The 14,443-nt window shown below is 71.6% G+C and carries 9 protein-coding genes; 6 read left to right on the top strand and 3 right to left on the bottom strand.

All coding sequences use genetic code 11. The features are described from left to right. The first annotated feature begins 376 nt into the window (after nucleotides 1-376). From ABH937_RS25020 to ABH937_RS25000, 5 genes are all read left to right on the top strand, one after another. A complete protein-coding gene (locus tag ABH937_RS25020) occupies nucleotides 377-2,860 on the top strand; it encodes a DUF6603 domain-containing protein (protein WP_370219541.1) in 2,484 nt (827 codons plus the stop codon). Between the two features lie 106 nt (nucleotides 2,861-2,966). After that, nucleotides 2,967-5,201, top strand: coding sequence for a hypothetical protein (locus ABH937_RS25015; protein ID WP_370219540.1), 2,235 nt, complete (start codon nucleotides 2,967-2,969; stop codon nucleotides 5,199-5,201). A 52-nt stretch (nucleotides 5,202-5,253) separates the two neighbouring features. Next, entirely contained in the window at nucleotides 5,254-8,697 is a 3,444-nt protein-coding gene (locus tag ABH937_RS25010; protein WP_370219539.1) for a hypothetical protein, read from the top strand. 71 nt (nucleotides 8,698-8,768) lie between these two features. After that, nucleotides 8,769-9,881, top strand: a complete 1,113-nt coding sequence (locus ABH937_RS25005) for a hypothetical protein (protein ID WP_370219538.1) — start codon at nucleotides 8,769-8,771, stop codon at nucleotides 9,879-9,881. Between the two features lie 87 nt (nucleotides 9,882-9,968). Next, entirely contained in the window at nucleotides 9,969-11,102 is a 1,134-nt protein-coding gene (locus ABH937_RS25000) for a hypothetical protein (protein ID WP_370219537.1), read from the top strand. Between the two features lie 31 nt (nucleotides 11,103-11,133). On the opposite strand, the gene ABH937_RS24995 is transcribed toward ABH937_RS25000, so the two are convergent. Continuing rightward, nucleotides 11,134-12,234 (bottom strand): winged helix DNA-binding domain-containing protein, encoded by a 1,101-nt coding sequence (locus ABH937_RS24995; RefSeq protein ID WP_280689550.1) that lies wholly within the window; start codon nucleotides 12,232-12,234, stop codon nucleotides 11,134-11,136. A 155-nt stretch (nucleotides 12,235-12,389) separates the two neighbouring features. Beyond that, on the bottom strand, nucleotides 12,390-12,815 hold the full coding sequence (locus tag ABH937_RS24990) for a VOC family protein (protein ID WP_280689461.1): 426 nt from the start codon (nucleotides 12,813-12,815) through the stop codon (nucleotides 12,390-12,392). Nucleotides 12,816-12,924: 109 nt separating this feature from the next. Here ABH937_RS24990 and ABH937_RS24985 point away from each other — a divergent pair, with 109 nt between their 5' ends. Beyond that, a complete protein-coding gene (locus ABH937_RS24985) occupies nucleotides 12,925-13,914 on the top strand; it encodes a YafY family protein (protein WP_280689462.1) in 990 nt (329 codons plus the stop codon). Nucleotides 13,915-13,929: 15 nt separating this feature from the next. On the opposite strand, the gene ABH937_RS24980 is transcribed toward ABH937_RS24985, so the two are convergent. Then, nucleotides 13,930-14,436: an SRPBCC family protein gene (locus ABH937_RS24980; RefSeq protein ID WP_370219536.1), complete on the bottom strand. Its 507-nt coding sequence runs from the start codon at nucleotides 14,434-14,436 to the stop codon at nucleotides 13,930-13,932. Between the last annotated feature and the right edge of the window lie 7 nt (nucleotides 14,437-14,443).

Genomic DNA, 14,443 nt, shown 5'->3' with positions numbered 1-14,443 from the left:
TCTCGCGCCTGGGGCCCGCAGAACGCTGATCGCATGCGGTGAGAGGGGCGAGCACCGGCCCGGACGCCCCTGGCGGCCGACTGAAACGCTGCTGCACGGCAGGCTGTGCGGTCCGGGAGGAGATCCACCCATTCGCGCGGATTTGCGCACCGCCTTTCGGCCATGTTGACAACGGAATGTAGTTATATGCCTGCGGAAAGTGCCCGCTGGCTAGGCTGCTTGCAGCGGACACGTCAGGCTCGTCGCCGGGCTCGGCGCATGTCTCCGCCTTCCCCTTTTCCCGCGAAGAGAGGGCTGGATCGCTGTGACAGCACGCGTGGAAGATGTTCGGAAGCTACTCGACCAGGCCGCTTCAGGGGGTGCGTTCGAGCTCCCCGTGTCCTTCTTCGCCGACCCCGACGCCGCGGAACTGGTGTTCACCGGCGCCGTCGTGAGCATCGACGGCGCGGTCTACGATCCATCGGCCCTGTCGGTCGGCGGCCACGCGACCACCACGGCGTCCCCGTCGCCGGTGCCGGTGCGCCTGGCGTTCACCGTCGACGGCGAGTGGGTGACCGGGGCGCTGGTCGTCGCCGACCTCGGCGAGGGCAGCGCGCTGGTCCTGGTCGACGGCGCCCCGGGCGGCACCGCGTTGCCGGCCGGCGCCTGGGCGCTGACGGACGGTCAGGTCCTGCGACTGGCCCGGCGCGCACCCGCGCCGCCCACCGATCCCGGGCGCCTGGACGGCCTGGGCAGGGCCCTGCCCGCCGTGCGGCAACGGGGCGGGGCCCGCGACCGGACACCCCGGGCGCTGGTGACGGAGAACGGCATCCTCACGCCCCGCCCGGGGCCGCTGCGGCGCAAGGGCGTGCGGATCCTCGACTCCCCAGCAGTGCGCGGCTGGTCGCCGATCGGTACACCCGGCGACGAGAACGGCATCAGCGTCCAGTACTGGAACGGGCCGCTGCGCCTGGTGGGTGCGCTGACCGCACTGCCAACCGCCCCGCCGTACAAGACCGTCATCGGCGGCCTGCTCGTGGTGGCCGCCGGCTCAACGCTCAACGGCACCGCGATGGGCGCCTACGTGGTCCCCGACGGGAGCGGCGCCCAGCCGTCCCTGTTCGCCTACGGCGCGCTGGGCAACAACATCGGGTTCGGCCCGCCCATGTTCCAGGTGCGCGGCATCTCCGCCGGTTTCGGCTGGAACAGCCGGGTGCGGGTGCCGGCGGCCGACGCCCTGGGCAGCTTTCCGTTCCTGATCGCCCTCGATGATCCCAGCGCCATCGGTGTGGAGGACGACGAGGTCGATCCGCTCAAGGTCCTGGGTTCACTGATCGGCGGCTCCCTGCCGTGGGTGGCGCCGCAGGAAGGCGACCTGTGGTTCGCCGCCGGCCTGGCCTTCGACTGCTTCGAGTCCTTCCGCGGCAACCTGTTGGCGCTGGTGCAGACCGGCTCCGACCTGACGATCAGTCTGCTCGGGGTCGGCGGTGCCCAGTTCCCCACCAAGAGCGACAAGAAGATCGCCCGGGTGGAGATCGGCATCGAGGCCACCTTGCGGCCCACGGCCGGAGAGCTGAGCATCAGCGCCGGCTTCACCGAGAAGACCTTCCTCATCGATCCGAACTGCAAGCTGCGCGGCAGTCTCGGGCTGAAGTTCTGGTTCGGGGAGCACGCCCACGCGGGCGATTTCGCGATCATCCTCGGCGCGATCCCGGCCGGCCGTGACCTGCCCGTCCGCTACCCCAAGCAGGTAGCCACCGGCCTGACCTGGGCGCTCGGCTCGACGGTCAACATCAGTGGCAGTGCCTACGCCGCGTTCACCCCCAAATCCTTGATGGCCGGCGGCGGGCTGGACGTCACCTTCCAGTCGGGGATGCTGCGCGCCTGGCTCACCGCCAGGGTCGATGCCCTGCTCGAGTGGAACCCGTTCTACTTCGACATCGGGATGGGGGTGCGGGTCGGGGTCTCCGCGACCATCAAGGTCTGGTTCGTCAGGATCAAGATCTCGATCGAGGTCGGGGTCAGCGTCCGGGTCTGGGGCCCTTCGGTGGGCGGCGAGGCCACTGTCCACCTCTGGTTCATCTCCTTCACCATCGGTTTCGGCGCCGCACGCCGCAGCCACGCGCCCGCACTGGACTGGGGCGGCTTCCAGGGCATGCTGCCGCCGCCCGAGAACATGGTCCGCACCACGCCGATCGCCGGCTACGAGGGCGAGAGCGCCCCGGCCACCCCCGGCGGGATCAAGCCCTGGCTCGCCGGCAACGGCGGCTTCACCTTCACCGCCGACACCCAGGCCCCGGTCAGCAAGGTCTTCCTCGACCAGGGCAGCACCACGCCGGCCGCCACCGACAGCACGGTGGACATCCTGCCCATGCACGTCCGCGGCAAGGGCAGCGAACTGCGGGTCTGGGTCACCCTCAACGGGGCCGCCACCTACTCGCTGGCGCGGTGGGGCCGCGCGATCCTGCGCGGCAACGTCCCCAACGGCCTGTGGGGCCAGCAGGCCGACGCACCTGGCGACGGGATCATCCACGACCGGATCCTCGGGGTGCGGCTGACGTCGCCGCCGGTCGACCACGGCACCTCCACCGGGTTCATCGACGAGAAGGGCATCTCCTTCGACCCGATCAACCCCGACGGCAACCAGCCGCTGTCCAGCGGCGAATCGGCCACGGGCCCGGCGCCGACGCGGCCCGGCGGCGTCATCACCGCCATCCAGAACGGCATCGACACCACCGCCACCCGCGGCAACCGCACCGCCCTGGCCCAGGCCTTGACCGCCCTCGGCGCGAACCTCGGCACGCTCGACACGAACCTGAGCGCCTACGCGGACGCCGCGGGCACCGCCTTCACCGCCGAGCCGATGCTGGTCGCCGGCTGACCGGACGCGTCCTCAGGCCGCCCGCTCCACTGCCACGCGGGCGGCCCGTGCCGCCGCGCCTGCTCGACTCCTCGTCCACCGCCGCGTTCTGTCGAAAGGCACGCTCGTGACCACCACGTCCGAACCCGGCCCCCGGCCGCGCACCACCGAGCCGGGCGCCGAGCACCGCACCCGCTTCTTCGACCACCGCATCCCCTCGCTGCGCGCAGGCCGCTACGTCATCGGCAACCGGCAGACCCTCAAGGACGTCGACGGCGCGGACCGCGTCATCGACGCCACCCCGCAGCCCTTCGACGTCATCCAGCCGCGCTTCAGCTTCGACCCGACCGGCATCAACGCGCGGTTCCCGGTACCGGACGCCGTCGGCACCTACAGCCAGACCCTCGCCCACATCAACCTCGACGCCCCGGGCCTGCCCTGGAACCGCCTGCTCGGCCCGGACCAGCCGGACGCCGTCCCGTGGATGGCCCTGCTGCTCTTCCGCGAGGGCGAACTGCCGGAGGACCCGGACGCGGTGGGCCTGGTCAAGGCCGACACCGTGCGCCGGCTGCTGGACCCCGCCGGCGGCAGCCCCGGCCGGCCGCCCGCGCTGCCGCCCGAGAGCCTGCGCCCGGACGAGTACGACGAGCAGTGCGCCACCATCTTCGTGCCCGCCGCCGTGTTCGACGCGGTCAAGCCGCTGCCCGTCGAGCTGGGCTACCTGGCGCACCTGCGCGAGGGCGGGCGCCCCGACGCCACCCGGGCCGGTGACGATCCCGAGCCGGACGAGGGCGAACTCAACGCCGTCCTCGTCGCCAACCGCTTCCCCGCTGCTGCCGGCGGCCGCCATGTCGCCCACCTGGTCTCCCTCGAAGGCTTCGACGAGGACCTGATCGCCCCCGCGCCCACCGAAGGCGTGCGGCTGGTCTCGCTCGCCAGCTGGTCCTTCACCACCGAGCCCGACTCCGGCGTCGGCTTCGGCGACCTGTGCCAGCACCTGGCCACCACCGACGGCACCACCCCACGACCGGCCGAGGAACTGCGCCTACGCGTGCCGACCACCGCTCCGGGCAACCCGGTCGGTCCGCAGCAGGAGGCCCTGGACCGGATGGCGGGCGGCGCGGTCGCCCTGCCGCAGCGGCTGGAGAGCGGCGAGCGCACCGTCGCCTTCTACCGTGGTCCGCTCACCGCCCTACCCGCCCGCCGGCTGCCCCCGGCGGCCGCCACCCGGCTGGACTCCCCGGGGGAGGCGCTGATCTACCTCCAGCAGTACGGCGTCTTCGACACCGCCTACGCCGCCGCCTTCACCACCGGCCGCACCCTCGCCCTCGCCGACGCCGAGTTCCGCGCCGCGCTGCTGGAGTTCCGCTCCGCCGCCCGCAGCGCGGTACGCCGTCTCGCCTCGCACCCCGAACTCGTCGCCCGCGCCGCCACGGCCCTGACGGCCCGTCAACTCACCGCACCGCTGGCGTTCGAGGCCTTCGACCGCCTGCTCACCGGCGGCGACGGCCGCGGCGGCGGTGCCCGTCTCACCCAAGCCCTCGATCAGGCCGGCCCGCAACTGCGCGCAGGTCGGCGCCGCACCGCCGCCCGCACCCGGCGCACCGTCGGCGACGTGCGCGCCGTCCTCGCCGAGCCCGGGGTGGCGAGCCTGCTCACCCAGGCCGCCCCGGACAACTTCGCGAAGGTCACCGCCTGGCTGGACGCGCTGCGCCGGCTGGAGGGGCTGGACCTGTCCCACCTGGTCCCCGACGCCCGCGCACTGCCGGACGAGGCCATCCGCTTCGCCTACCTCGATGCCGACTGGGTGCGGGCGGCCGTGGACGGCGCGCTGAGCGTCGGCGTCGGCCACGCGCTGGACGCCGACCTCAACGCGCTCGCGACCGGCGGCGGACCCGTGCCGAAGTGCGCGGTGCTGGTCAACTCCAGCCTGGTCCCCAACTGGCCCAACACGATCGTCAACGGCTACGTCGGCCAGCGCGTGGTGGAGCCGGTGCGCGACGCCGTGTTCGGTACTCAGATCCGCCTGCTGCTCTATCCGGAGGTCGTCGAGCGCTTCGAACTGGCCGAGCCGCCGCGCGGCCTGTGCTTCGGCATCGGCGACGTCGGCACCATCGAGCTGCGCGAGATCACCGGGGACCGGATCGGCTACCCCAAGGGCGAGTTCCCGCGACCGGCCGGCTTCGCCCGCTTCCTGCGCCCCGGCGGCCGGGACGTCCTCAACGTCGACGGCGCCGGCGACGCGCTGGTGCCCGCCCTCTCCACCGCCCACGGGCTCACCGGAGGCCGGCGGATCTCCTCCGCCCAGTTCGCCCTGCAGATGATCGACGCCCCGCAGGCACAGACCTTCTCCCGGCCCTGAACCCGCCTCCGCCCGCGCAGACTTCCGCGCAGTTCTCGAAAGGACCCGGGCCATGTCCGTGGACAACACCCTCATCGTGCCGGTCGAGGTGGCGGCCCTCGCCGTCAACCGGGCCACCCGCGACACCGGTACCCCGCACGTCTTCCACCGCTGGATCACGAACTTCAAGAACGTCGGCGAGGGCGTCCCGGCGGAGCCCGCGCCGTTCTCCAGTCCCGAGGAGTGGACCGGCAAGGAGAGCCGGCTCGGCGTCTACCTCCAGTGGGAGCTGCCCGCCGCCCTCACCCGGGGCCGCCACGACGAGGAGGAGGGCGTCGGCGAGTTCCCGCTGGTGCCCAACCGGTGGCTCGTCGTGCGCCATGCCACCGGTGCCCGCAGGCTGAAGGCCTGGATCGTCGAGAGCGACTACCTCGACCCGATGGACGGCACCGTCTCCTTCCAGGACCCCGACAGTGACGAACCGTCAGCGACGCTGATCGGCAAGTGCCACGAACTCACCGGCCCCTGGCGCGAACCCGCCGACCGCCACGCACCGTTCCTCACCGCGATCGGCCCGGGCCTGCTGACCTTCTCCGTCTTCCAGCCCTACAACAGCAACGTCTTCTCCCTGCACGACACCCTGCTCGACGCACCGGGCGGCGAACTGCCCGAGCAGGAGCGGCTGAGCTACTTCGTGGCCGGCTGGTACGCCCAGCCGGACAGCGACATCCTCGCCGGCACCGACGACCTCGCCGCGCTGCTGGAGCGCCTGGAGTGGACACCGCCGGTCGGCTCCGGCAGCGGCATCCGCAGCTCCGTCTACTCCGGGACGGTCCTCGGCCTGGACTGGGACCTGGCCGGCCCCGTGCCGGACTCGCCCTGCCCCAGGCCCGCCGACGTCACCCCGATCGTGTCCAACAGCATCGCCGAGGCCGTCGCGGAACTCGGCGCCCAAGCCGCCGGCCAGGGAGCGCTCTCCGCCGAGGACGCCGAGCTGTTCCGGGCCTTCCTGCTCGGCGGCATCGACGCCCTGGAAGAGCGCGACCGGCCCGAGGCCGACCTCCTCACCGACCGCCGCGCCCACGACACCGCCTTCGGCCCCGTGCCCGGCGGGTACCGCTGGTTCATCGGCGAACGCGGCGAGGAGACCGGCCGCACCGTCTCCCGCTCCGCCCGGGCGGCGGAGGCCGAGACCGTCGCCGAGCTCAACGGCCGCCAGGCCGCACACGACGCCACCGAAGCCGCCCTCGACGCGGCCTGCGAACACCTCTACCACCTGTGGTGGCTCAGCCGCCTGGAGCGCCGGTCCGACGAGTTCAACAGCACCATCGACGACGAGCTCGACCCGAGCGTCGCGACCGGCGCGGCCGGTCGCGTCGTCGCCCTTGCCCGCCGCCTGGCCGAGCAGCGCGCCGAACTCCCCTGGGGCAAGGGCGAAGCGGAACTGGCGGCGCGGATCGACGTCCTGTACCCCGCCTACGGCGCCCGCGCCGCCCGCCGCCTCATCCGGGTGCCCGCCGAGGACTTCGAGTACAGCGCCGACCCGGTCCTCACCCTGGAGGGCGCGAACCTGCACGCGCCGCTCACCCGCGACACCGCCCTGCCCTGCCGCACGCCCGAACGGGCCGTCACCCGCGCCTCCGGCATCACCACCGCCGACGTGGCGGCCACCGCAGCCCAGCTCGACCTCACCGGCCAGCAGCCGCCGTGCTTCCCCGCGCTGCTCAGCGAGTTCCTGATCCTCGACCGTGCCCTGCAGAGCGGCGCGATCCGGGACGTCACCGGCACCCTGCCCGAGTACGGCACCGCACCGTGGGCGATGCCGTGGCAGCCGCTGTACCTGCTCTGGAAGGCCGAGTACTTCCCGCTGCCGTTCCGCGACGGCGACGGGCCGCACTGGGACTTCATCGAGGGCTCCCGCTACCAGTGGCGGGGCACCGGCGAGCCCGGCACCTCGCTGGTCATCTCCGGTCGCCAGATGCTCGCCCCCTCCGCCGGGCACATCATCGACGGCACGCTGCAGAGCTACGCCCGGGTGCGCGACCAGCTGCCCGCCGAGGCCGTGCGCCAGGTCCGGGCCCAGGCCCGTGAGGCCGACTACCTGTCCCAGACCCTCGACGGTTTCGGCGCCGCCATCGCGCAACGCCGGCCGCTCGCCGGCCTCCAGCCCACCGGCGCCATCGCGGACCTGGTCGGCAACGGCGACTACCCGCCGCCGGACCCCGGCGACCTGCCCGCCAGCGACTGGGACCCCTGGCCCGCGTCCACCTTCCAGGAACTGCGGGCCGGCCAGCTCGCCTTCCTCAACCTGGCCGTCGTCGACCGCTTCGGACGCTCCGTCAACGTCATCCACTCCCAGCCCGAGATGCCCGACACCATGCGTCCGGCCCACCCCGTCAGCGAGTACGACAGCGACCGCCTGGTCGAGCTCGGCCCCCGCCTGCTCCAGCCGGCCCGACTGCGCTTCGACTTCCTCGCCGCCACCACCGACGACGACACCGACCTGACCCCAGGCACCAACCCCGTCTGCGCCTGGCTGCTGCACAACCGGCTCGACAAGTCCCTCGTCGTGTACAGCCCCGACGGGGTCGCGCTCGGGGAACTGCGCGTCACCCTGAGCGGCGGTGGCCAGCGGGAGGTCTCCTGGAGCGCCCTGCCCGGCTCCGACGTGACCCGCTTCGAGCAGTTGGAGGCACTCAGCCGGCACACCTACCGGCTGCTGAACGCCGTCAAGACCCGTGGCCCGCAGACCTTCGACGCCTTCCGCGCCACCCTCGACCGCACCCTGCAGACCATCGACCCCGCCGGCCCCGCCGACCCCGGCCTCGGCTTCCTCCTCGGCCGGCCCCTCGCCCTGGTCCGCACCCGCCTCACCATGAACCTGCGCGGCCCGCTGCGCACCGACGTCAGCTGGCAGCACCTCCTCGACCCGCCCACCCCCGAACTGCCCCACTACCCCTGGGCGATCCGGCTCGGCGAGGCGCAGCAGAGCGACGACGGACTCGTCGGGTACGTCCTCGACGACGACTACGAGCACTTCGAGACGGTCGTCGATCCGGCCGCCGGCGCCGGGAACTACCTGCGGCCGATCGGCGAAAAGCCCAGCCTGGAACTGGACTTCGCCGACCACAGCAGCGCCGTCGCCACCGTGCTGCTGGACCCGCGTGCCGCCGTCCACGCCACCACCGACATCCTCGCCACAAAAACGGTCTTCGTCCCGCAGGAGTTCACCGACACGGCGATCGCCCGGATGACGGTCAACTTCCGCACCGGCCCGCTGCTGGCCGCCACCACCGCCCTGCGCGGGCCGCAGGGCGAGAGCGAGGAGACCGTGCTGATGCCGACGCCGAACGGCGTCCTCGGCAGCTGGACGTGGTCCGAGAACCGGCGCGGCAGTTGGGCGAAGCTGCCGATCCTGAGTCAGGACCAGTACGACCTCCCGCTGGCCGAACCCGAGATCCGCTCCGGGTTCCTCTCCCTTGACGACGCGGCCGCGCACAGCCGCGCCGAGCACTGACGCACCCTCACCACTCCGCGCCGCCCTGCCTCGGGGCGGCGCGGCCCGCCCGCGAAGCCCAAGGAGCCTCCGTGACCGTTGTGATCCAGAGCCAGGGCACCGGAACCGCCGCCGACGATCCGCTGCTGTCGTATCAGATCACCACCGAACCGAACCCGTTGAAGGCATCGCCGGAGAATCCGCAGGTCCCGGAGGAGATCGGGGAGTTGGTCATCTCCGTGGCTCGGCAGAGTGGCACCCCGGCTGATGTCGAGTGGATCAAGGTGAAGGTCCCGGCCGGGACGATGGCGCCGGACCTCGCTACTGACTTGGCGAAGATCAGCCCGCGGATCAGCCTCGACGGCTGGACCGTGCGGCTGGACGCTGCCGCCAAGGAGTTCGTCTGCGAGCCCGCCGGGAGCCACGCGCCGATCGGCCCGGACTCCGGGTTCACCATCCAGCTCTCCGACATCCCGATCAGTCGCAAGGTCGGTACCGCCCCGGTCACCGTCACGGAGCGCTCCCGCACCGGGAACTCCGCCTTCCAGAACCGGCCCACCGTCTTCAACGTCGGCAAGTTCCCGGCCGACTTCTACCTGCGGAACTTGCTCTGCGAACCGTCCATCATCCCCAACGGCGGTGACGTCCTGCTGAGCTGGGAACGCTCCGCGAACGCCACCTACGAACTGCTGTACCCGGGCTTCGACCGGGACGTCACCAACCGCACCAGCCTGCCCATCGAAGGTATCAAGTCCGACACCACCTTCTACCTCCGCGCCACCACCGGCGACCCGACGAACCCCGTCGTGCGGATCCTCTCCACCCAGGTCAGCGTCATCAAACCCGACCTCGACATCGGCAACCTCACCGTCAACGGGGAACTCACCGTCAAGGGACCCGCCCAGCTCTTCCATACGGCGCAGCTGCTCACCGTGACCCACCAAGCAACGTCGATTTCCGCGACGGCGCCGAGTGACGGCCTCCTCTGGTTCTTTGTGTCCAGTTCTGAGATGCGCTTCTACGTCGCTCCGCACGGTAATGGATTGATTGCCGGAGGGGAATACGGGAACGATTTCATCAATCAGAAGCGGATTGTTGTTCCCGTCCGCAAGGGTGACAATATTTCCATCACCGGTCCGGCCTTTGCGGGAACGGTCTACTGGTTCTCTTTCGGTGGCGTCCCCCTGCCAATTCCACAGCCCTGATCGCAGTATTCCAATACCGCAGTAACCCCCGCCGCCCCGCACCGCTCCAGCACGGGCCGCCGCGCCCAAGAATCCGAAGGAAAGCCCGTGACCGTCGTGATCCAGACCAAGGACGCCGATACCGCCGCCGATGATTCGCTGCTGTCGTATCAGATCACCACCACGCCCAGCCCGTTGAAGGCGTCGCCGGAGAACCCGCAGGCCCCCGAAGAGATGGGGGAGTTGGTCATCTCCGTGGCCCGGCAGAGCGGTACTCCGGCGGATGTCGAGTGGATCAAGGTGAAGGTCCCGGCGGGCGTGATGGCGCCGGACCTGGCCACTGATCTGGCGAAGGTCAGCCCGCGGATCAGCCTAGAGAGTTGGACCGTCCGACTCGACTCCGCGGCCAAGGAGTTCGTCTGCGAGCCCACTGGGAACTACGGCACGATCGGCCCGGACACCGGGTTCACCATCCAGCTGTCCGACATCCCGATCAACCGCAAGGTCGGTACCGCCCCGGTCACCGTCACGGAGCGCTCCCGCACCGGGAACTCCGCCTTCCAGAACCGGCCCACGGTCTTCAACCTCGGTAAGTTCCCGGCCGACTTCTACCTGCGGAACTTCCTGTGCACTCCGTCCATCATCCCCAACGGCGGCGACGTCGAGCTGACTTGGGAGCGCTCCGCCAACGCCACCTATGAACTCCTGTACCCGGGCTTCGACCGGGATGTCACCAACCGCACCAGCCTGCCCATCGAAGGCATCAAGTCCGACACCACCTTCTACCTCCGCGCCACCACCGGCGACCCCACCAATCCGGTCGTGCGGATCCTCTCCGCCCAGGTCACCGTCATCAAACCCGACCTGGAGATCGGCAACTTGACCGTGCACGGCAGGGTCATCGGGAATCTCAATGTCGACAGGGTGATCGGGGAGGTGCACCCGAGCGCGAGCAGCTCGCTGTTCTCCAGGTCTGGGAGCATCATCACCACGACGGTCCCCTACGAGAGGACCGCACCTTCTGACGGGTTCCTGGTCGGCAACAACATCGGAAATTCGACATACCAGGGGACTCTGATCCTGGAAGCCGGCCACCTGGCCCAGATCAGGCACGCCGAAATCGGTCCCCGTCAATGCGGCACGCTCCTCGTGAAAAGGGGAGACAGCATCAGGATCAGCGTAACCGGAAGCGTCAATCACATGACGTACTGGTATTCCATCGGGGGGCAGGCCCTCAGCTGAACGGCATTCCCGGAACCATCAGGTGTGCCGTTCACCGAGGAGGCTCGGCGACCCGGACCCGGTGGCTCTCGTCGTCGGAGAGGAACGACGCCAGCTCCTGCCCCTGTTCGGCGACGGTGGTGTGCTCGCCTCGCGAGAGGCGGCGCAGCGGGGTGACGGTCACGGTGCCCGCTGCGACGGTCCAGGTTGCCGCGACCCGGCCGTCGACCAGGACGACGCGTTCGCCGGCGACCGACAGGCCGCGGTGGGTGTCGTCGATGATCCGGCTGCGGTCGTGGTAGCCGAGGATCGCGTTGTCGAAGGCGGGCAGGAACCGTACCGGGGCGGGTGTGTCGGGGTCGGGGCGCGGCGCGTCCGGGAGGTCGAGCAGTTCCCGGCCGCGCTCGTCGCGGAAGGTGATGAGTTCCTCGCGGATCGCGGCCACTGCGGCCGGCAGCCCGGCCAGGCCGCACCAGGCGCGCAGGTCGGCCGAGGCTGCGGGGCCGAACGCGGCCAGATAGCGCCGTACCAGCGCCTGGCCGACGGGATCGGCGCCGTCCGGGGACAGCGGGTCGATCTCGCGTCCCAGCCAGGCGGAGAGCAGCACGTTGCGTACTCCCGCCTTCGTGCGCCACAGCCCGCGCGGTGGCAGCTGCGCCATGGGGACGAGGGCGGCGACCAGCATCTCGCCCAGGGCCCGCGGTGCCGGTTCCGGCCAGCGCTGACCGAGCGCGCGGGTGAGCTCGGTCATCGAGCGGGGCTCGCCGTCGGCCATCACCGCCCGGCCCGCCGCCGCGAGTTCGTCGAGGTCGATCCCCGCGAGCTCGCGGTGGTAGGTCCCCAGGACCCGTTGGCGCAGCATCGTGTCGTGGCGGGCTCGCCAGGCCAGGGCGTCGTCGGTGGCGAGGAGATGGACGGTGCGGCGCATGAGGTGGGTGCGCACCACGCCGCGCCCGGTCAGCAGGTCCGAGAGCGCGGCCGGGTCGAAAGAGCGCAGCCGCGACCAGAGTCCGACGAACGGTTCCTGCGGCTCCTGCGCCTGTAGGCCGCCGAGGTGCGCGACGGCGTCGAGGACCGGCAGGTCGGCGCGATCGAGCAGCAACTGCCGGGCCAGCGTCGCGCGGTTGAGCGTCCGGGTGTCGAGAACGGTCATCGGGGTCATGCCGTCCTGGTGCCCAGGCGGCCGGGGCCGGCCTGGATTCCGGTCCGGTCCGGCGTGCGGGTCGTCACAAGTCCGTCCTCGTCTTCGGGTCGCACGGTCAGGGCGCCGAACCCCGGGGCGGCACAGGCCGCCCCGGGGTGGGGCGGTCAGGGCGCGTCGTAGCCGCTGACGACGTCCACGACCCAGGTGACGCCGAACCGGTCCTGCAGCATGCCGTAGAGGGGCGCCCACTGTGCGGGCTCCAGCGGCTGCAGGACGGTGGCGCCTGCGGCGAGCTTCTCCCAGTACCCGGTGACCTCCTCGGTCGTCTCGCCGCGCAGCGAGACGAAGAACGCGTTCTCGCCCTGCTGCCAGGGCATCCGGGCCGGCACGTCGTAGGCCATCACGCGGAAGCCACTGGCGGCGGCCACCTGACCCCACATCACCTGGTCCGCTTCGGACGGCTCCTGGACGTTGCCGGCGTCCTTGTACGTGACCAGGACCAGGTCCCCGCCGAACACGGACTGGTAGAAGGTGAGTGCCGCGCGGGCGTCACCTCGGTAGTTCAGGTGGGTCACGGCGTTGACGGACATGATCGGCTCCTTGCCTCTCGAAAATCAGCTTCTCCGGCGGGGCCGGCGTGACCACGGTCGCAGGGGAAGCGGCCAGGTTGTGACCGCTTCTCGGGGCACCATGGGAGTCATGCCGAAAACCTCAGCGCGGCTGCTGTCGCTGCTCTCACTGCTCCAGGCGCGCCGGGACTGGCCGGGGGCGCTGCTGGCCGAGCGGTTGGACGTCAGCCCGCGCACCGTGCGCCGCGATGTCGACCGCCTGCGCGAGCTCGGCTACCCGATCGCGGCGACCAAAGGACCCGACGGCGGCTACCGGCTCGATGCCGGCACGCAGTTGCCCCCGCTGCTCTTCGACGACGAGCAGGCCGTCGCCCTCGCCGTCGCCCTCCAGCTCGCCACCACCAGCGGTGCCGGCATCGAGGAGGCCGCGGTACGTGCGCTGAACACCGTCCGGCAGGTCATGCCCGCCCGGCTGCGCCACCGCATCGACACCCTCCAGGTCACCGCGGTCGAGCGACCCGCGACGCGGCCGAACCCGCAGGTCGAGAGCAGCGTGCTCATGGCGCTCAGCGCCGCCGTGCACGCCCGCGAAGTGCTGCGCTTCGACTACACCGCCGGCTACAGCGACGGCGACCGCGCCGAGACGGCGCCCCGCCGGGTGCAGCCGCACCACCTCGTCACCTGGGGCGGGCGCTGGTACCTCCTCGCCTGGGACCTCGACCGCGCGGACTGGCGCACCTTCCGCGCCGACCGGATCACCCCGCGCACCCCCACGGGGCCCCGCTTCACCCCGCGCGTGCTGCCCGGGGGAGACGTGGCCGCCTTCGTGACCAGCAGGTTCCAGGGTTCCGACGGCGCCGGCGGCTGGCCGTGCCGTGGTGAGGTGATCCTCGACCTGCCCGCCGCCGTCGTGCTGCGCTACACCCGCGAGGCGATCGTCGAGGAACTCGGCCCGCACCGCTGCCGGGTCGTGCTGGGCTCGTGGTCGTGGCCCGGCCTGGCCGCCGCCATCGGCGGGTTCGACGCCGACCTCGAGGTGATCGGGCCGGCCGAACTCAAGGACGCCTTCGCCCAGTTGGCCCGCCGCTTCGCCAACGCCGCCGCCGATACCGGAACCTGAGCCTCGCCGGCTCGGTCATCGGGCCTCGTCCGCGCCCGTCGGCGCATGAGCGGCGGGACCGCTCGGCGTCGAGCGGGGGAGCCCGGCGAGCGCGGTGTCGGCGGCGGCGAGGATGTTGGCGAAGGTGTGGGTGATGATCGGGCGCGCGACGAGCCGGGTGAGCGCGGCACCGAGCAGCGGGACGCTGATCTCGGCGCGGGTGGTCCAGCGGACCCGGGTGCCGCCGTCGACCTCCGTGAAGGTCATGCGTCCCAGTTCGTGCCGGGACGGCGGCAGGCTGCGGTCGACGACGTACTCGGTGGCGTACGGCGGGTCGTAGTGGGTGATGCGCTCCCGGAACCAGCCGATCAGCCACAGGTGGCTGCGCACCGCGCCGACACCGTAGGGCGCGCCCTGGCCGCGCCGGGTCAGGCGGCAGCGCAGCACCAGGGGCGAGGTCGTGTAGTTGGTGGTCGTGGTGAGCCAGGCGAACACGTCGTCGATCGGGGCGTGGATGGTGCGTTCGACCGTCATGGTTTCCATGGTTGTC

It is taken from the genome of Kitasatospora sp. GAS1066B, assembly GCF_041262605.1.
Classification (GTDB): Bacteria; Actinomycetota; Actinomycetes; order Streptomycetales; family Streptomycetaceae; genus Kitasatospora.
The sequence above is the reverse complement of the archived record's forward strand: the minus strand, read 5'-3'. Positions and strand labels throughout refer to the sequence as shown.

Excerpts from the sequence above, each read along its gene's own strand:
- ABH937_RS25010 (WP_370219539.1), top strand. The coding sequence starts at position 5,254 with ATGTCCGTGGACAACACCCTCATCGTGCCGGTCGAGGTGGCGGCCCTC.
- ABH937_RS24995 (WP_280689550.1), bottom strand. The coding sequence starts at position 12,234 with ATGACCGTTCTCGACACCCGGACGCTCAACCGCGCGACGCTGGCCCGG.
- ABH937_RS24990 (WP_280689461.1), bottom strand. The coding sequence starts at position 12,815 with ATGTCCGTCAACGCCGTGACCCACCTGAACTACCGAGGTGACGCCCGC.
- ABH937_RS24985 (WP_280689462.1), top strand. The coding sequence starts at position 12,925 with ATGCCGAAAACCTCAGCGCGGCTGCTGTCGCTGCTCTCACTGCTCCAG.
- ABH937_RS24980 (WP_370219536.1), bottom strand. The coding sequence starts at position 14,436 with ATGGAAACCATGACGGTCGAACGCACCATCCACGCCCCGATCGACGAC.